The sequence below is a fragment of the Streptomyces sp. NPDC056600 genome (genome assembly GCF_042792855.1).
In the GTDB taxonomy this organism is placed as follows: Bacteria; Actinomycetota; Actinomycetes; order Streptomycetales; family Streptomycetaceae; genus Streptomyces.
On record NZ_JBHTVQ010000008.1, the window covers coordinates 83,405 to 100,521 of the forward strand.

Below are 17,117 nucleotides of genomic sequence, written 5' to 3' on the forward strand. Positions count from 1 at the left end.
CAACACCGGAGGCGATCCGAGTCCGCAGTACTGCGGCCGGGTCGCCTCCGTCGTTCGTCCTGACGCCGTCGGCCGGAGGTCTCCGTCCCCGACGTCCTGGTTCAGGCGGCCGCGGTCAGCCCCGGGCGCAGCGGCCAGGACCGGTCCACCGCCTCCGGCACACCGCTGCGCGCGAACCACGCCTCCAGCCCCTTCGCCTGCGCCGCGTGCCAGGTCTGCTGGAGCGTGTGCAGCTCCGCCGGGGTCAGCCGCTCCAGCCGGGAAGCGAACCGCCGCCCCACCGCGCGCGTCACCTCAAGCGCCGCCAGCGCGTCCGCCCCCGCGTCGTGCGCCTCGGCCAGCTCCACGCCGTAGTACTCGCACAGGTCGACCAGGGTCCGGCGCCCCTTGCGGTACCGGTCGAAGTGCTTGTCCAGCACCCGCGGATCGAGGACCCGCAGCGGCGCCGAACGGAACCAGCGCTCCAGCGAGGACGCCCGGTGCCGGCGCAGCTCCCGGTCCAGCAGTGTCAGGTCGAACGGCGCGTTCATCACCACCAGCGGCCGCCCCGCCGCGGCCTGCTCACCCAGCGCCCGGCCTATCTCGTACATCACCGGCGCCGGCCAGCGGCCGTTGCGCTCCAGGTGGTCCTGCGTCAGCCCGTGCACCGCCGTCGCCTCCTCGGGCACCGGCACGCCCGGGTTGACCAGCCAGCGCGTCACGCGCGGCCGGGTCCCCGGCGCGTCCTGCACCACCAGGGCGGCCGACACCACGCGGTCGCTCTCCACGTCCACCCCGGTCGTCTCCGTGTCGAAGGCGGCCAGTGGGCCCTCGTACCAGCACGTCATGTCTCCGCAACCCCTCGCTCAACTCCCCGCACACGCAAGGCGGCAGACGGATCGTCCGCCGTGCAGCGGTGATACCCGGACCGTTTGCGGCGTACGCCGCGCGGAGACAACAGAGATACGGGTCCGCGCAGTTCAGCGGCCCCGTACCTCGACCCGTCCGGCCGGAGAGGCTGTTGGGCATGGCCACGGCGCAGCCCGATCGCGGGGGGCTGCTGCCCGACCGCGTGGCGCACCAGCGCGGCACACTCGCCACCACCGCCTGCATGGAGACCCTCCAGGTGGGATATCTGCACGCCGTCGCGGCCGCGGCCGGCTGCTCGCTGTCCCAGCCGTTCCCCGACAACGGCATCGACTGGCACGTCAGTCACAGCTCGCCCGGCCACACCGTGGACGACGAGGTCACCGTCAAGGTCCAGTTGAAGGCCACCTACCAGATACCGCCCCGCCCGCCGGGACGGCACTTCTCCTTCACGCTGGACAACAGCCACCTGGCCAAGCTGGCCCGCACCCCCGTCACCGTCCACAAGATCCTCGTGGTGATGCTGGTGCCCCGCTCGCGCGACCAGTGGCTCTCCGCGGGGCACGACCGGCTCGACCTCAGGCACTGCTGCTACTGGGTCAACCTCGCCGGCCACCCGGTCACCGGCCGCACCCGCACCACCGTGCGGGTGCCGACCTCGCGCATCTTCGACGACCGGGCGCTCTGCGAGATCATGAACCGGGTCGGCAGGGGAGGCATACCGTGACGCACCGACCGATCGACGAACCAGGGCCCGGCCCCCGTCGTGGACGCCCGGCCCGGGCCCACCCCGCCGACCCGGCGGGGGAGACGGTCCGCCCCCTGCTGCCGAGCGCGCGTGGACTCCGGCGGGCATCCGTACCGAGGCCCCCCGACGTCCTGCCCGACGCCGCGCAGGCCGACCCCGCCGTCCTCGCCGCGCTGCTCGCCCGCCACGGCTGGCGGCGGCGCGGGGGAGCGCCCGGCCGGTACGGCAGGTGGACGCCGCCCGGGCCGCGCGGCGAGCGCACCAGCCTGCTCGTCCCGGAGAGCCGCGCCTTCCCGGACAGCGCCGACCTGCTCGGCGAGGCGTTGGAGGCGCTCGCGCGCACCGAGGAGGCCGCCGCCCGCGAGATCCTGCTCGCCCTCGCCGTCCCCAGCGACGAGATCCGCTGGCGGCGCGACGTCCCCGAGGGCCGCGCGGCGGGGAGCCCGGCGGCGCCCTGGACGGCCGAGGAGGGCCTGCGCTCGGCCGCCCGCCACACCCTGCTCGCCGCCGCGCTGGCCGGACGGGCCCGCACCGGCTACCACGGGGCACGCCACCGAAGGGCCGCCGCGGCCGCGCTGGAGGACGTGCTGCTGCTGGGGGCCTCGTCCGGCGGACGCGTGCTCACCGCCTTCGCGCCGGTCGCCCCGGCCCGCCCGCTGGCGGTCCGGCTGCACCAGGCGCTCTGCGCCGCCCGGGAGGCCGTCGACCACCGGCGGGCCACCGGAGGGATGGACGCCTTCGACGCCGCCGTCGGGGCCGGGGTGAGCCGCGAGCTGACCGAGGCGCTGATCGCCCTGGTGCGGGGGACCGAGGGAGCGGGCGTCACCATCGCCTGGGCGCCCGCCGCGGGTGTCCCCCGGGGGTGCGGCCCCGACGCCGAACCGGTGGAGTTCTCTCCCGGCGACCTGCCCGCCCTGCGCGAGGCCGGCGCCCGCTACCAGCGCGCCGAGCCCTCCGTCACGGTCCGGCTCACCGGCACCGTGGAACGGCTGCGCCGCAGCCGCGCCGACGGCACCGGCACCGTGCGGCTGCGGGTGCTCGCCGGGGCGGAGGTCCCGCACGTGCGCGTCGCCCTGGACGAGGAGTCGTACCGCGTCGCCGGCCAGGCGCACCTGGTCGGGCTGCCGGTCCGGGTGGACGGCCGGCTCGACAGCAAGGCCGGCTTCCGCCGCCTCACCGACGCTTGCGGCGTCGTCCCGGTCACCGTCGACGAGGCCGAACGCGAACGGCTGATGAAGTCCCTCCAGGAGAACCTCGACTACTTCGAGGAGGCCTGCGGCGACGACTGCGGTGACTAACCGCTTCGCGAGCGGCGCCTCCGGCTCGGTAGGATTCCCGTGCACGTCGACTGTGACGTGGCGAGATCATCACCTCAGCAGGCCTTCAGTCAGGAGAGACCGGTGTCAGACGTCCGTGTGATCATCCAACGCGATTCCGAGCGGGAAGAGCGCGTGGTGACGACGGGCACTACGGCCGCCGACCTCTTCGCCGGTGAGCGCTCGATCGTGGCCGCCCGCGTCGACGGCGAGCTGCGGGACCTGGCGTACGAGCTGAAGGACGGCGAGAGCGTCGAGGGCGTCGAGATCTCCTCCGCGGACGGTCTCGACATCCTGCGCCACTCGACCGCGCACGTCATGGCGCAGGCCGTCCAGGAGCTCTTCCCGGAGGCCAAGCTGGGCATCGGCCCGCCGGTCAAGGACGGCTTCTACTACGACTTCGACGTCGAGAAGCCGTTCACGCCCGAGGACCTCAAGGCCGTCGAGAAGAAGATGCAGGAGATCCAGAAGCGCGGCCAGAAGTTCTCCCGCCGCGTGGTGAGCGACGACGCAGCCCGCGAGGAGCTCGCGGACGAGCCGTACAAGCTCGAGCTGATCGGCCTCAAGGGCTCGGCCTCCTCCGACGACGGCGCGGACGTCGAGGTGGGCGCCGGCGAGCTGACCATCTACGACAACCTGGACGCCAAGACCGGCGAGCTGTGCTGGAAGGACCTCTGCCGCGGTCCCCACCTGCCCTCGACCCGTCTCATCCCGGCGTTCAAGCTGATGCGCAACGCGGCCGCGTACTGGCGGGGCAGCGAGAAGAACCCGATGCTGCAGCGCATCTACGGCACCGCCTGGCCGTCCAAGGACGAGCTGAAGCAGTACCTGGAGTTCCTCGCCGAGGCGGAGAAGCGCGACCACCGCAAGCTGGGCAACGAGCTCGACCTGTTCTCGATCCCCGAGCAGATCGGCTCCGGCCTCGCCGTCTTCCACCCCAGGGGCGGCATCGTCCGCCGCGTCATGGAGGACTACTCGCGCCGCCGCCACGAGGAGGAGGGCTACGAGTTCGTCTACACCCCGCACGCGACGAAGGGGAAGCTCTTCGAGACCTCGGGCCACCTGGACTGGTACGCCGACGGCATGTACCCGCCCATGCAGCTCGACGAGGGCGTGGACTACTACCTCAAGCCCATGAACTGCCCGATGCACAACCTGATCTTCGACGCGCGCGGCCGCTCGTACCGCGAACTGCCGCTGCGTCTCTTCGAGTTCGGGACGGTGTACCGGTACGAGAAGTCCGGCGTGGTGCACGGCCTGACCCGCGCCCGCGGCTTCACCCAGGACGACGCGCACATCTACTGCACCAAGGAGCAGATGGCGGAGGAGCTCGACAAGACGCTCACCTTCGTCCTGAACCTGCTGCGCGACTACGGCCTCACCGACTTCTACCTGGAGCTCTCCACCAAGGACCCGGAGAAGTTCGTCGGCTCCGACGAGGTGTGGGAGGAGGCCACCGAGACGCTGCGGCAGGTGGCCGAGAAGCAGGGCCTCCCGCTGGTCCCGGACCCGGGCGGCGCCGCGTTCTACGGCCCCAAGATCTCCGTCCAGGCCAAGGACGCGATCGGCCGGACCTGGCAGATGTCCACCGTGCAGCTGGACTTCAACCTGCCGGAGCGCTTCAACCTCGAGTACACCTCGGCCGACGGCACCAAGCAGCGGCCGGTGATGATCCACCGCGCGCTGTTCGGGTCCATCGAGCGGTTCTTCGCGGTGCTGCTGGAGCACTACGCGGGCGCGTTCCCGGCGTGGCTGGCCCCGGTGCAGGCGGTCGGCATCCCGATCGGCGACGCGCACGTGGAGTACCTGCAGGACTTCGCCGCCGAGGCGAAGAAGAAGGGCCTGCGCGTGGAGGTCGACGCCTCCTCCGACCGCATGCAGAAGAAGATCCGCAACGCGCAGAAGCAGAAGGTGCCGTTCATGATCATCGTCGGTGACGACGACATGAACGCCGGCACGGTCTCCTTCCGCTACCGCGACGGCTCGCAGGAGAACGGCATCGCGCGCGACGAGGCGATCGCCAAGCTCGTCGACGTCGTGGAGCGCCGCGCCCAGGTGTGACGTCCTGACGCGAGGCCCCCGGGGAGCTCAGCTCCCCGGGGGCCTTCCGCGTTCCTCGTCCGTGGCGAAGACCGTCATCAGCCACGAGGCGAACGAGCCGGTGACCGCGCCGAGCAGGGCGAGGCCGCAGGCCATCAGGGCGACCGCGATGGTCCGCCCCACGGGCGTCACCGGGGTCACGTCGCCGTAGCCGACGGTGGCCAGGGTGGAGCAGGTCCACCACACCGAGTCGCCGAAGGTGCGGATGGTGGCACCGGGGGCGCCCCGCTCCTGCTGGTAGACGGCCAGCGCCCCGGCGAAGCCGATCAGCAGCACGGACACGCCGGCGTAGAACATGACCCGCGCCTGCAGCGAGAACCGCGGCCGCCCGCGCCGGTGCGTCACCGCCTCGTAGAGCCGGACGATCCGCAGCGGCCGGAGCAGCGGGAGGAGCAGGACCAGGGTGTCCAGCCAGTGGGTGCGCACGAAGCGGGGGCCCTGGCCGCTGCGGCGCCAGCGGGCCGCGTAGTCGAGGGCGAAGAGCAGCCACACCGCGGAGATCACCCCGAGGGCGAGGCCGTGCCACACGTCGGACAGACCCTCGCTCAGGACGAGGAGGGCGTAGGCGGCGAGGAACAGCAGCGAGGCCACGGCGAGCGGGATCTCGGCGCGGTCCTCGCGGGGGTCACGGTTGTCCATCCCGCCAGCCTGGCGGGCGGGCGGGGCGCTGTGCCCCCGGCGACACGTTCCGTACGGGCGACGCCATATGCTGCCTGGTATGACGAGTGAGCCGGAGCTGCAGATCGGGGTGGGTTCGCCGGACGCCTTCCAGCGGCTGTGGACCCCCCACCGCATGGCCTACGTCCAGGGCGAGAACAAGCCCACCGGACCCGAGGCCGGCGACGGGTGCCCGTTCTGCGCGATCCCGGCCAAGTCGGACGAGGACGGGCTGGTAGTCCGGCGCGGGGCCCACGTGTACGCGGTGCTGAACCTGTACCCGTACAACGGCGGCCACCTGATGGTGGTGCCGTACCGGCACGTCGCCGACTACACCGGGCTGACCGCCGAGGAGACGGCGGAGCTGGGAGAGCTCACCAAGCAGGCGATGACGGCGCTGCGGGTCTGCTCCGGGGCGCACGGGTTCAACATCGGGATGAACCAGGGGACGGTCGCCGGGGCCGGGATCGCCGCCCACCTGCACCAGCACGTGGTGCCCCGCTGGGGTGGGGACACCAACTTCATGCCGGTCGTGGGGCACACCAAGGTGCTGCCGCAGCTGCTGGCCGACACCCGGGCCATGATCGCCGCGGCCTGGCCCGAGGTCTGACCGGAGCCTGTCCGACGCCCTGACCGGCGGGTGAGGCCGGGCTCCGCCGGACGCCCGTCCCGACGGGCGCGTGAGCCCTGGGCCGGGCGCCCTACGCGTCGTAGGTGTCCGCCTTGCGCGGTGTGGGGTCCTGCACCGAGCCGCTGACGACGGAGGACCGCGCGCCGAACTTCTCGGTGTTCACCCCGTGCTCGCGCAGCATGCCGATCACCGCCTGGTGGACGGCCCGCAGCACCGGCGTGGCCACCCGCATGGCGTCGTCGGCCATGAAGCGGTGCCGCCAGGGCTGCTCGGCCCAGGCGTGGCGCAGGCCGAACGGCTCCGGGAGGGTGAGGCTGCCGCCGAGCCAGTTGAGCTGCTTGGGGAACCAGGTCATCGGCGCGCGGGCGGCGAGGCGCACCACCTCGTCGCTGTCGACGAGCGGGAGGGTGATGGTCCGCTTCTCCCAGGGCTTGAACGCCTTCTCGACGGTCCGCTCCTTGGCCGCCGGCTTGGAGTTGAACAGGCCGTGCACCGGGCCCAGGGCGTGACCGGTGACCTCGATGCGCAGGGTCTGGTAGAGCACCGTCACCGTGATCAGCATGCTGAGGACCAGCTGGCCCTCCCAGGTGACCCACTGGACGCCCAGGTAGTGACGGTCGCCGCTGCCGAACTGCTGGCGGTTGCAGATCTGCTGTATGGCGTGCGACTTGTAGCGGAAGCCGTCGACGTCGGAGCCCTCGGGCCGTGCGACGGCGTCGGCGCCCTCGCCGACGGGGGAGACGATCCAATGCTCTATCGCGGGCTTGGAGATGCCCTCGGTGGGGACCGGGGTGCGGTCCATCAGGGAGAGTTTGCCGTGGATCGCGCGGACCACGTCCCAGCTGCGGAAGGCGTAGATCTCCTTGTCCTCCTCGGCGGGCTCGAGGTCCTCGGCGAGCTGCCAGCTGCCCCAGCGGGTGCCCATACCGAGGATGCCCTTGGGGCCGGCGTAGAAGACGACGTTGGACCGCTGCTCGGCGCCGAGCCGGGTGAGGGACTGGCGCAGCTGCTCGGCGGCGGTCTCGCCCGGGTTGGAGGGGACGGCCTCGGGGACCTTGGCGCCGATGCTGGAGCCGGAGAGCAGACTGGCCCAGCGGTCGCGCAGGTCCCGGGCGGTGCTCTCGCAGATCCGCTTGGCGATCACCCAGCCGATCACTGGGGCGATCACCGCGCCGCGTGAGTACCAGGCCCAGATGCCGCCGAAGGGCATCTGGACGAGGAAGACGACGGCGAGCAGACCGAAGGCGGTCAGCAGGAGGTTGCCCATGCCGGAGGTCCTGCGGTTCTCGACCTTGGCGAGGGTGGCCCGGATGGTGAAGACCAGCAGCCAGGCCAGCAGGCCGGGCAGGAAGAGCACGCCGCACAGCAGCATCACGGCGGTGAGGCGGATGTCCCGGGTGCGGCGCAGGCCGTTGGCGGCCAGGCAGTGCTCGACGACGGTCTGCGGGTCCATGCCGAAGGACTGGACGACGGGCTTGCGGCCGGGGGTGAGGAGGCGGTCGATCACCGCGCGGGAGAACGCCTCGCCGAGGTTGGGGCGGAAGATCCTGGCCCAGGACCTGCCGGGGTTGACCGTGGAGTGGTGCCACTCGTTGTCGGCGTCGAGGATCTTCTCGACCGGGTCGTCCCGGTAGGCCGCCGAGGCCAGCGCGAAGGTGGCCTTCTGCCCCTCGCCGCCGGCCGCCGGCACCATCGGTCCGAATGCGTCGCTCGACACGGTTGTCTCCGCCCCCCCTGCCGCGGTTCCTCCGCGGCGGTGTGTCCTGGCCTGCCCGCGCGACCGGACCATCGGTTCGTCAGCCTAGCGGCCGCACCGGTCGCCCGGCGGTCCCCGGCGGAATCGTCCGCCGGGCGACGGCCGGACCGGCCGCGGTCGCGCACTACACAGACTGCCCAGGACGGGGGCCCGGTCAACCCCCGTTCCGGGGCGCACTGTTGCGGAGCCGTCCGGTTCCGGGAGGTCAGGCGGGCGCGGCCGTCTTCTCCCGCAGCCGCTTCACCACGTGCTCGGGGACGGGTTCGTGACGCAGGTACCGGCGGGCGAAGCCGGCCGTGCCGTGGGAGAGCGAGCGCAGTTCCACCGCGTAGCGGTCGATCTCCAGCTCGGGGATCTCGGCGCGGACCAGCATCCGTCCGGGCTCGGTCTGTTCGGTGCCCAGTACCCGGCCGCGGCGGGTGGACAGGTCGCTCATCACGGAGCCGACGTACTCGTCGCCGATCAGCACGTCCACCTCGGCCACCGGTTCCAGGACGTGCAGCCGCGCTCCGGCGGCGGCCTCCCGCAGGGCGAGGGCGCCCGCCGTCTGGAAGGCGGCGTCGGAGGAGTCCACCGAGTGGGCCTTGCCGTCGAGGAGGGTGACCCGCACGTCGGTGAGCGGGTGACCGGAGCCGAGCCCCTTGGCGGCCTGGGCCCGCACGCCCTTTTCGACCGAGGGCACGAACTGCCGGGGCACCGCGCCGCCGACCACCCGGTCGGCGAACTCGATGCCGGAGCCCGCGGGCAGCGGCTCCACCTGGATCTCGCAGATCGCGAACTGCCCGTGCCCGCCCGACTGTTTGACGTGCCGTCCGCGCCCGGCGGCCGGAGCGGCGAAGGTCTCGCGCAGCGCCACCCGGTGCGGGACGACGTCGACCTGGACGCCGTAGCGGCTCCGCAGCCGCTCCAGCGCGACCTCGGCGTGGGCCTCGCCCAGGCACCACAGCACGACCTGGTGGGTGTCGCGGTTCTGCTCGAGCCGCATCGTGGGGTCCTCGGCGGCGAGGCGGGACAGGCCCTCGGAGAGACGGTCCTCGTCGGCCTTGGAATGCGCCTCGACGGCCAGCGGCAGCAGCGGGTCGGGCAGCGCCCAGGGCCGCATCAGCAGCGGGTCGTCCTTGGCCGAAAGGGTGTCGCCGGTCTCCGCGCGGGCGAGCTTGGCGACGCACACCAAATCCCCGGCGACGGCGTGGGTGACCGGGCGCTGCTGCTTGCCGAAGGGGCTGGTGAGCGCGGAGACCCGTTCGTCGACGTCGTGGTCCAGGTGCCCGCGGTCGGTCAGACCGTGTCCGGAGACGTGGACGACGGTGTCGGGGCGCAGGGTGCCGGAGAAGACCCGGACCAGGGACATGCGGCCGACGTAGGGGTCGGAGGCGGTCTTGACGACCTCGGCGACCAGGGGCCCGTCGGGGTCGCCGAGCCGCACCTCGCGGGGCGTGCCGTCGAGGGCGGTCACGACGGGGGCGTGACGCTCGGGCGGGGTGGGGCAGCCGCGGGTGATCAGGTCGAGGAGTTCCACGGTGCCCAGGCCCTGGCGGGCGCCGGGCGGGGCGGGCGCGGCGCACAGGACGGGGTGGAAGGAGGCGCGCGAGACGGCCTTCTCCAGGTCCGCGATCAGGGCGCCGGGGTCGAGGGTCTCGCCGCCGACGTAGCGGTCCATGAGGTTCTCGTCCTCGCTCTCGGCGATGATGCCCTCGATCAGCCGGTCGCGGGCCTCGTCGATCAGCGGGATCCGGTCGGCGTCGGGTTCGTGCTCGGCGCGCTCGCCCGAGGAGTAGTCGAAGAGCTTCTTGGTGAGCAGCCCGACCAGTCCGGTCACCGGCGCCTGCCCGTCGGGGCCCGCGGGGCCGCGCAGCGGGAGGTAGAGGGGAAGGACGGCGTCGGGGTCGTCGCCGCCGAAGGCCTCGGCGCACAGCCGGGTCATCTCCTCCACGCCGGTGCGGGCCGACTCGAGGTGGGTGACGACGATGGCGCGGGGCATGCCGACGGCCGCGCACTCGTCCCACATCGCCCGGGTGGCGCCGTCCACGCCGTCCGAGGCGGAGACCACGAAGAGGGCCGCGTCCGCCGCGCGCAGACCGGCCCTGAGCTCTCCGACGAAGTCGGCGTATCCGGGGGTGTCCAGCAGGTTGATCTTGATCCCGTCCCATTCGAGCGGGACCAGGGAGAGCTGCACCGAGCGGTGCCGGCGCTGCTCGATCTCGTCGTGGTCGGATACGGTGCCGCCGTCCTCGACCCGTCCCGCCCGGTTGACCGCCCCCGCGGTCTGGGCGAGGGCCTCCACCAGCGTGGTCTTGCCCGATCCGGTGGGGCCGACCAGCACCACGTTGCGGATGGAGGCGGGCCGGTCGGCCGTCGTCGCCCTGCCGGCGGCCCCGGGGTGGTGGCTGTTCCTGTCGCCCATGATCCTGCCCTCCCGTGCACGGTGAGTGGCTGCCGGCGACGGTGAGCGCCACCGGCCGGAGCGGACGCCCGGTCCCGAGGGCCGCAGCGGCGGCGCCCGGCGCGCGCCCGCGGTTCCCTTCGAGCTTTGCACCGCCGCGGGGACTCGTCCATACGAGGGAACGGCCGCCCGGCGTGACCTGGGCGAGGCGGGGCCGTGGCCAGGACGTGACCTCGCCCCGAGGGTGCCCCGCCCTCGGCGCACAGGGTGCGTGGCTACGATGGGCCGGGCCGGTGGCCAGCAGGGGCGCCGGCCGCCACGACCCTCGGGAAGGCCATGCTGAACAAGTACGCGCGTGCATTCTTCACGCGTGTTCTCACGCCGTTCGCCGCGTTTCTCATCCGCCTGGGCGTCAGCCCCGACGTGGTCACCGTGCTGGGGACCGCCGGAGTGGTCGCCGGAGCACTGGCCTTCTTCCCGGTGGGCGAGTTCTTCTGGGGCACGATCGTGATCACGCTGTTCGTGTTCTCCGACCTGGTGGACGGCAACATGGCCCGCCAGCTGGGCCGCTCCAGCCGCTGGGGCGCCTTCCTGGATTCCACGCTGGACCGCGTCGCCGACGGAGCGATCTTCGGCGGCATCGCCCTGTGGTACGCGGGCGGCGGGAACAGCGTGCTGCTGTGCGCGGTGGCGATCTTCTGCCTGGCCAGCGGCCAGGTGGTGTCGTACACCAAGGCGCGCGGCGAGTCGATCGGCCTGCCGGTCGCGGTGAACGGCCTGGTGGAGCGCGCGGAGCGGCTGGTGGTCACCCTGGTGGCGGCCGGACTGGCCGGCCTGCACGCCTTCGGGGTGCCGGGCATCGAGGTGCTGCTGCCGATCGCGCTGTGGATCGTCGCCGTGGGCAGCCTGGTGACCCTGGTGCAGCGCGTGGTCACGGTGCGCCGCGAGGCCGCCGAGGCGGACGCGGGGACGGCGGGAACCCCGGGGGCCGCGGGGGCCGCCTCGTGAGCGCGCGGGAGGAGCCCGCGGGCCGGGTGAGCGCGCGGGAGAAGCTGGCCGACTCGCTGTACGGCCTGGGCTGGGCGACCGTGAAGCGGCTGCCCGAGCCGGTCGCCGTGCGGCTGGGGCGAGCCGTCGCCGACACCGCCTGGCGCCGCCGCGGCGCGGGCGTGCTGCGGCTGGAGCGGAACCTGGCCCGCGTGGTGCCGGACGCCACACCCGAGCGGCTCGCCGAGCTGTCGAAGGCCGGCATGCGGTCCTACCTGCGGTACTGGATGGAGTCCTTCCGGCTGCCCGCGTGGAGCCGGGAGCGGATCGCCTCCGGCATGGAGGCGGAGGACCTGCACCTGCTCACCGACGCCCTCGGCGGCGAGCGCGGCGTGATCATAGCGCTGCCGCACATGGGCAACTGGGACCTCGCCGGGGCCTGGGTCACCACCCACCTGGACACCCCGTTCACCACCGTCGCCGAGCGCCTGAAGCCCGAGACGCTGTACGACCGGTTCGTCGCCTACCGCGAGGGCCTGGGCATGGAGGTGCTCCCGCACACCGGCGGCTCCGCCTTCGGCGCGCTGGCCCGGCGGCTGCGCAAGGGCGGCATGGTCTGCCTGGTCGCCGACCGGGACCTGTCCGCCTCCGGCGTCGAGGTGGACTTCTTCGGGGAGAAGGCCCGGATGCCGGCCGGACCGGCGATACTCGCGCAGCAGACCGGTGCGCTGCTGCTGCCGGTGACCCTGTGGTTCGACGACACCCCGGTGATGAAGGCGCGGATCCACCCCCCGGTGGAGGTGCCGGAGAGCGGGACGCGCGCCGAGAAGAGCGTGGTCATGACCCAGCGGGTCGCCGACGCCTTCGCCTCCGGCATCGCCGAACACCCCGAGGACTGGCACATGCTGCAGCGGCTGTGGATCGCGGACCTCGAGGACCGGGGAGACACGGACGACCGTGACGACCCGGGCGGCCGGGACGCCAAGGAGGCGGTCGCGTGAGGATCGGCATCGTCTGCCCGTACTCCTGGGACGTGCCCGGCGGCGTCCAGTTCCACATCCGGGACCTGGCCGAGTACTTCGTGCGGCAGGGCCACGAGGTGTCCGTGCTGGCCCCGGCCGACGACGACACACCGCTGCCCCCCTACGTCGTCTCCGCCGGACGCGCGGTGCCGGTGCCGTACAACGGCTCGGTGGCGCGGCTCAACTTCGGGTTCCTGTCCGCGGCGCGGGTGCGGCGCTGGCTGCACGACGGCGCGTTCGACGTCATCCACATCCACGAGCCGGCCTCGCCCTCGCTCGGACTGCTCGCCTGCTGGGCGGCGTCGGGTCCGATCGTGGCGACCTTCCACACCTCCAACCCGCGCTCGCGGGCGATGATCGCCGCGTACGCGATCCTGCAGGCCGCGCTGGAGAAGATCAGCGCGCGGATCGCGGTCAGCGAGTACGCCCGGCGCACGCTGGTGGAGCACCTGGGCGGCGACGCGGTGGTCATCCCCAACGGCGTCGACGTCGACTTCTTCGCCAAGGCCGAGCCGAACCCCGACTGGCAGGGCGGCACGATCGGCTTCATAGGACGCATCGACGAGCCGCGCAAGGGCCTGCCGGTGCTGATGCGGGCGCTGCCGAAGATCCTCGCCGCCCGGCCGGAGACGCGGCTGCTGGTCGCGGGGCGCGGCGACGAGGAGGAGGCGGTGGCCTCGCTCCCCGCGGAACTGCGCTCCCGGGTGGAGTTCCTCGGCATGGTCAGCGACGAGGACAAGGCGCGGCTGCTGCGGTCCGTCGACCTGTACGTGGCGCCCAACACGGGCGGCGAGAGCTTCGGGATCATCCTGGTCGAGGCGCTGTCGGCGGGGGCGCCGGTGCTGGCCTCCGACCTGGACGCGTTCGCGCAGGTGCTGGACCACGGGGCGGCGGGGGAGTTGTACGCCAACGAGGACGCGGACGCGCTGGCGGAGGCCGCGGTGCGACTGCTCGGCGATCCCGCGCGGCGGGAGGAACTGCGGGAGCGGGGCAGCGCGCACGTCCGGCGGTTCGACTGGTCGACGGTGGGGGCCGACATCATGTCCGTCTACGAGACGGTGACGGCGGGGGCTGCGGCGGTCGGCGCGGACGAGGCCACCACGGGGCTGCGGCCCCGCCGCTGGGGTCTCGCCCGCGACTGACCCTCGCGCGGGCGCGCCTCCGCTCCGACGTGAGCCCCCGTGCCGCGCGGTCCGGGGCGCTCGACCCCCGCGGAGCGAACCGTCCCGCGGGGAGAACACCCGTCCGCCGATGCCGTGGAGCGAACCGCTCACCGCGGAGGTGCCGCCCTGCGCCCGCCTCCCCCAAGGACTTCGTCCAGGGGGTACCCCCATCGCCCCCTGGGCGGCCCAGCCGCCCGCAGGGGGTGCAGGCAGGCTCGTTCAGCCTGCGGGCAATCGTGCCGCTGGGCGGCACGGGTGGGCGCTGGGCGGCACGGGTGGGCGCAGGGCGGTGCGTACGCACGAGACGGTTCGCTCCGCAGGGGCCAAGACCCGGCCTCCGCGGCGAGCGGTTTCCTCCACCGTGCCCCGGCGGACGGCGCCCTCGCACGTGACAGTTCGCGCATGGCCGGCCCCGTGCGAGGCGGCCCGCGCCGAAGGCTCCGGCCGGGCGGATACGCTGCCGGGCGTGACCGCAACGCTGATCTGGATCCTCGTCGCCCTCGTCGCGATCGGGCTGTACCTGAGCTGGACCGCCGGCCGCCTCGACCGCCTGCACGCCCGGATCGACGCCGCCCGCGCCGCCCTGGACGCCCAGTTGCTCCGCCGCGCCTCCGTGGCACAGGAGCTCGCGACCGCCGGCGTGCTCGACCCCGCCGCCTCGATCGTGCTGTACGAGGCGGCCCACGCCGCCCGCCAGGCCGAGGAGGAGCACCGCGAGATCGCCGAGAGCGAGCTCAGTCAGGCACTGCGCGCGGTGTTCGCCGAGGCGCAGCAGGTCGAGGGCGTCCGCGAGGCCCCCGGCGGCGAGGAGACGGTCCGGGAACTCGCCGAGGCGGTGCGCCGCGTGCCGATGGCCCGCCGCTTCCACAACGACGCGGTCCGCGCCGCCCGCGCCCTGCGCCGCCACCGCAAGGTGCGCTGGTTCCGCCTGGCCGGGCACGCCCCGTTCCCGATGGCGTTCGAGATGGACGACGAGGCGCCCGCCGCGCTCGTCGAGCGGGTGAACTGACCACCTCCCGCCCCACCGGTGCCCGGGCCAGGCCACGACCTGAACATTGGCTCTTGTCCCGCCCCCGCCCCGCGGCGTTTCCTCACAAGGACAACACCCCTCCGCACCCCTGTGAGGCCTGACCATGTCCACCCTCAACGGCACCGAGTCCGCCCCCGTCACCGGCACCGCCCGCGTCAAGCGCGGCATGGCCGAGCAGCTCAAGGGCGGCGTCATCATGGACGTCGTCACCCCTGAGCAGGCGAAGATCGCCGAGGACGCCGGCGCGGTCGCCGTGATGGCGCTGGAGCGGGTTCCGGCCGACATCCGCAAGGACGGCGGTGTGGCCCGGATGTCCGACCCGGACATGATCGAGGGCATCATCGGCGCCGTGTCGATCCCCGTCATGGCCAAGTCCCGCATCGGCCACTTCGTCGAGGCGCAGGTGCTGCAGGCGCTCGGCGTCGACTACATCGACGAGTCCGAGGTGCTCACCCCGGCCGACGAGGTCAACCACTCCGACAAGTGGGGCTTCACCACCCCGTTCGTCTGCGGCGCGACCAACCTGGGCGAGGCGCTGCGCCGGATCTCCGAGGGCGCCGCGATGATCCGCTCCAAGGGCGAGGCCGGCACCGGCAACGTCGTCGAGGCGGTCCGCCACCTGCGCCAGATCAAGGGCGACATCTCCCGCCTGCGCGGCCTGGACGAGCACGAGCTGTACGCCGCCGCCAAGGAACTGCGCGCCCCCTACGAGCTGGTCCGCGAGGTCGCCCAGCTGGGCAAGCTGCCGGTGGTGCTGTTCTCGGCCGGCGGCGTCGCCACCCCGGCGGACGCGGCGCTGATGCGCCAGCTCGGAGCCGAGGGCGTCTTCGTCGGCTCCGGCATCTTCAAGTCGGGCGACCCGGCCAGGCGCGCCGCGGCCATCGTCAAGGCCACCACCTTCTACGACGACCCCAAGGTGATCGCGGACGCCTCCCGCGACCTGGGCGAGGCCATGGTCGGCATCAACTGCGACGTGCTCCCCGAGTCGGAGCGCTACGCCAACCGCGGCTGGTGACACCGCAGATGCCGACGGATCACGACCGTCCCGTGATCGGCGTCCTGGCCCTGCAGGGCGACGTCAGGGAACACCTCGCGGCGCTGGAACAGGCCGGCGCCGCGCCGGTCACGGTCCGCCGCCCGCAGGAGCTGGCCGTCGTCGACGGCCTGGTCCTGCCGGGCGGGGAGTCGACCGTGATCTCCAAGCTGGCCGAGATGTTCGGGCTGCTCGAGCCGCTGCGCGAGCGGGTCCGGGCCGGGATGCCGGTGTACGGGACCTGCGCCGGGATGATCCTGCTCGCCGACCGGATCGCCGACCCGCGCTCGGGCCAGCAGAGCGTCGGTGGCATCGACATGACGGTGCGCCGCAACGCCTTCGGACGGCAGAACGAGTCCTTCGAGGCGCCGCTCGAGATGGCCGGCGTGGCGGGCGAACCGGTGACGGGGGTGTTCATCCGCGCGCCCCTGGCCGAGAAGGTCGGACAGGACGTGGAGGTCCTCGCCCGGCACGAGGGCGCCGTGGTCGCCGTGCGTCAGGGCAATGCCCTGGCCACCGCGTTCCACCCGGAGCTGACCGGCGACTTCCGGGTGCACGCGCTTTTCGGCGAGATGGTGCGGGCGAAGCGGACAGCGGGAGCCTTGTAGGATCTCTGCCGTTCGTAGGTGATGGGTTACGCGAAGGAGACAGGCAGATGTCCGGCCACTCTAAATGGGCCACGACGAAGCACAAGAAGGCCGTCATCGACGCCAAGCGCGGCAAGCTCTTCGCGAAGCTGATCAAGAACATCGAGGTCGCTGCGCGGACCGGCGGCGCCGACCCGGACGGCAACCCGACGCTGTTCGACGCCATCCAGAAGGCGAAGAAGTCGTCGGTCCCGAACAAGAACATCGACTCCGCGGTCAAGCGCGGCGCGGGCCTCGAGGCCGGCGGCGCCGACTACGAGACGATCATGTACGAGGGCTACGGCCCGAACGGCGTCGCGGTGCTCATCGAGTGCCTCACCGACAACCGCAACCGCGCCGCCTCCGACGTGCGGGTCGCCATGACCCGTAACGGCGGCTCGATGGCCGACCCCGGCTCGGTGTCGTACCTGTTCCACCGCAAGGGCGTGGTGATCGTCCCCAAGGGCGAGCTGTCCGAGGACGACGTCCTCGGCGCGGTCCTGGACGCGGGCGCCGAGGAGGTCAACGACCTCGGCGAGACCTTCGAGGTCATCAGCGAGGCCACCGACCTGGTCGCGGTCCGCACCGCCCTCCAGGAGGCCGGCATCGACTACGACTCGGCCGACGCCAACTTCGTCCCGACCATGCAGGTCGAGCTGGACGAGGACGGCGCGCGCAAGATCTTCAAGCTGATCGACGCGCTCGAGGACAGCGACGACGTGCAGAACGTCTACGCCAACTTCGACGTCTCCGACGAGGTCATGGAGAAGGTCGACGCCTGAGAGGCGTCACCTGTGCACGGCGCTGCGGCGGGCCGGC

General features: G+C 72.9%; 15 protein-coding genes. 11 read left to right on the forward strand and 4 right to left on the reverse strand.

Going from position 1 to position 17,117, the window contains the following annotated elements:
- Nucleotides 1–101: 101 nt before the first annotated feature.
- Entirely contained in the window at nt 102–827 is a 726-nt protein-coding gene (locus ACFRAV_RS06825; RefSeq protein WP_382552247.1) for a 3'-5' exonuclease, read from the reverse strand.
- A 179-nt stretch (nt 828–1,006) separates the two neighbouring features.
- Between ACFRAV_RS06825 and ACFRAV_RS06830 the strand changes: the two genes are divergently transcribed.
- The 3 genes from ACFRAV_RS06830 (at nt 1,007) to thrS (ending at nt 4,971) form a co-directional block, all read left to right on the forward strand.
- The gene (locus tag ACFRAV_RS06830; protein WP_351112284.1) at nt 1,007–1,573 is read left to right on the forward strand and encodes a DUF4365 domain-containing protein; all 567 of its coding nucleotides are present in this window, start codon (nt 1,007–1,009) and stop codon (nt 1,571–1,573) included.
- Nucleotides 1,570–2,892, forward strand: a complete 1,323-nt coding sequence (locus ACFRAV_RS06835; RefSeq protein WP_382552249.1) for a hypothetical protein — start codon at nt 1,570–1,572, stop codon at nt 2,890–2,892. Before ACFRAV_RS06830 ends, ACFRAV_RS06835 begins: the two co-directional genes overlap by 4 nt.
- 102 nt (nt 2,893–2,994) lie before the next feature.
- A complete protein-coding gene (thrS, locus tag ACFRAV_RS06840) occupies nt 2,995–4,971 on the forward strand; it encodes a threonine--tRNA ligase (RefSeq protein ID WP_382552250.1) in 1,977 nt (658 codons plus the stop codon).
- Between the two features lie 27 nt (nt 4,972–4,998).
- Here thrS and ACFRAV_RS06845 read toward each other — a convergent pair whose 3' ends face one another.
- A complete protein-coding gene (locus ACFRAV_RS06845; protein WP_382552252.1) occupies nt 4,999–5,649 on the reverse strand; it encodes a potassium channel family protein in 651 nt (216 codons plus the stop codon).
- A gap of 67 nt (nt 5,650–5,716) precedes the next feature.
- On the opposite strand from ACFRAV_RS06845, the gene ACFRAV_RS06850 reads away from it, so the two are divergent.
- On the forward strand, nt 5,717–6,277 hold the full coding sequence (locus ACFRAV_RS06850; RefSeq protein ID WP_382552254.1) for an HIT family protein: 561 nt from the start codon (nt 5,717–5,719) through the stop codon (nt 6,275–6,277).
- A 91-nt stretch (nt 6,278–6,368) separates the two neighbouring features.
- On the opposite strand, the gene ACFRAV_RS06855 is transcribed toward ACFRAV_RS06850, so the two are convergent.
- Together ACFRAV_RS06855 and ACFRAV_RS06860 are read right to left on the reverse strand one after the other, a co-directional pair.
- Nucleotides 6,369–7,991, reverse strand: coding sequence for a hypothetical protein (locus ACFRAV_RS06855; protein WP_382552333.1), 1,623 nt, complete (start codon nt 7,989–7,991; stop codon nt 6,369–6,371).
- 268 nt (nt 7,992–8,259) lie between these two features.
- Nucleotides 8,260–10,458 (reverse strand): elongation factor G-like protein EF-G2, encoded by a 2,199-nt coding sequence (locus tag ACFRAV_RS06860; RefSeq protein ID WP_382552256.1) that lies wholly within the window; start codon nt 10,456–10,458, stop codon nt 8,260–8,262.
- 315 nt (nt 10,459–10,773) lie between these two features.
- On the opposite strand from ACFRAV_RS06860, the gene pgsA reads away from it, so the two are divergent.
- The 7 genes from pgsA to ACFRAV_RS06895 all read left to right on the forward strand — a co-directional run bounded on the left by pgsA (nt 10,774) and on the right by ACFRAV_RS06895 (nt 17,080).
- Nucleotides 10,774–11,445, forward strand: coding sequence for a phosphatidylinositol phosphate synthase (gene pgsA / locus ACFRAV_RS06865; protein ID WP_382552258.1), 672 nt, complete (start codon nt 10,774–10,776; stop codon nt 11,443–11,445).
- A 26-nt stretch (nt 11,446–11,471) separates the two neighbouring features.
- Nucleotides 11,472–12,425 (forward strand): phosphatidylinositol mannoside acyltransferase, encoded by a 954-nt coding sequence (locus ACFRAV_RS06870; RefSeq protein ID WP_382552260.1) that lies wholly within the window; start codon nt 11,472–11,474, stop codon nt 12,423–12,425.
- Nucleotides 12,422–13,588 carry a glycosyltransferase family 4 protein gene (locus tag ACFRAV_RS06875; RefSeq protein ID WP_382552262.1) on the forward strand — a complete coding sequence of 389 codons (1,167 nt, stop codon included), beginning with the start codon at nt 12,422–12,424 and terminating at the stop codon, nt 13,586–13,588. Before ACFRAV_RS06870 ends, ACFRAV_RS06875 begins: the two co-directional genes overlap by 4 nt.
- 487 nt (nt 13,589–14,075) lie before the next feature.
- Entirely contained in the window at nt 14,076–14,618 is a 543-nt protein-coding gene (locus ACFRAV_RS06880; protein WP_108956032.1) for a hypothetical protein, read from the forward strand.
- A 124-nt stretch (nt 14,619–14,742) separates the two neighbouring features.
- Complete coding sequence (pdxS, locus tag ACFRAV_RS06885; RefSeq protein WP_382552263.1) at nt 14,743–15,654, forward strand: pyridoxal 5'-phosphate synthase lyase subunit PdxS; 912 nt, start codon at nt 14,743–14,745, stop codon at nt 15,652–15,654.
- An 8-nt stretch (nt 15,655–15,662) separates the two neighbouring features.
- Entirely contained in the window at nt 15,663–16,280 is a 618-nt protein-coding gene (pdxT, locus tag ACFRAV_RS06890) for a pyridoxal 5'-phosphate synthase glutaminase subunit PdxT (RefSeq protein WP_382552265.1), read from the forward strand.
- Nucleotides 16,281–16,327: 47 nt separating this feature from the next.
- Nucleotides 16,328–17,080, forward strand: a complete 753-nt coding sequence (locus tag ACFRAV_RS06895) for a YebC/PmpR family DNA-binding transcriptional regulator (protein WP_382552266.1) — start codon at nt 16,328–16,330, stop codon at nt 17,078–17,080.
- The last annotated feature ends 37 nt before the right edge of the window (nt 17,081–17,117 follow it).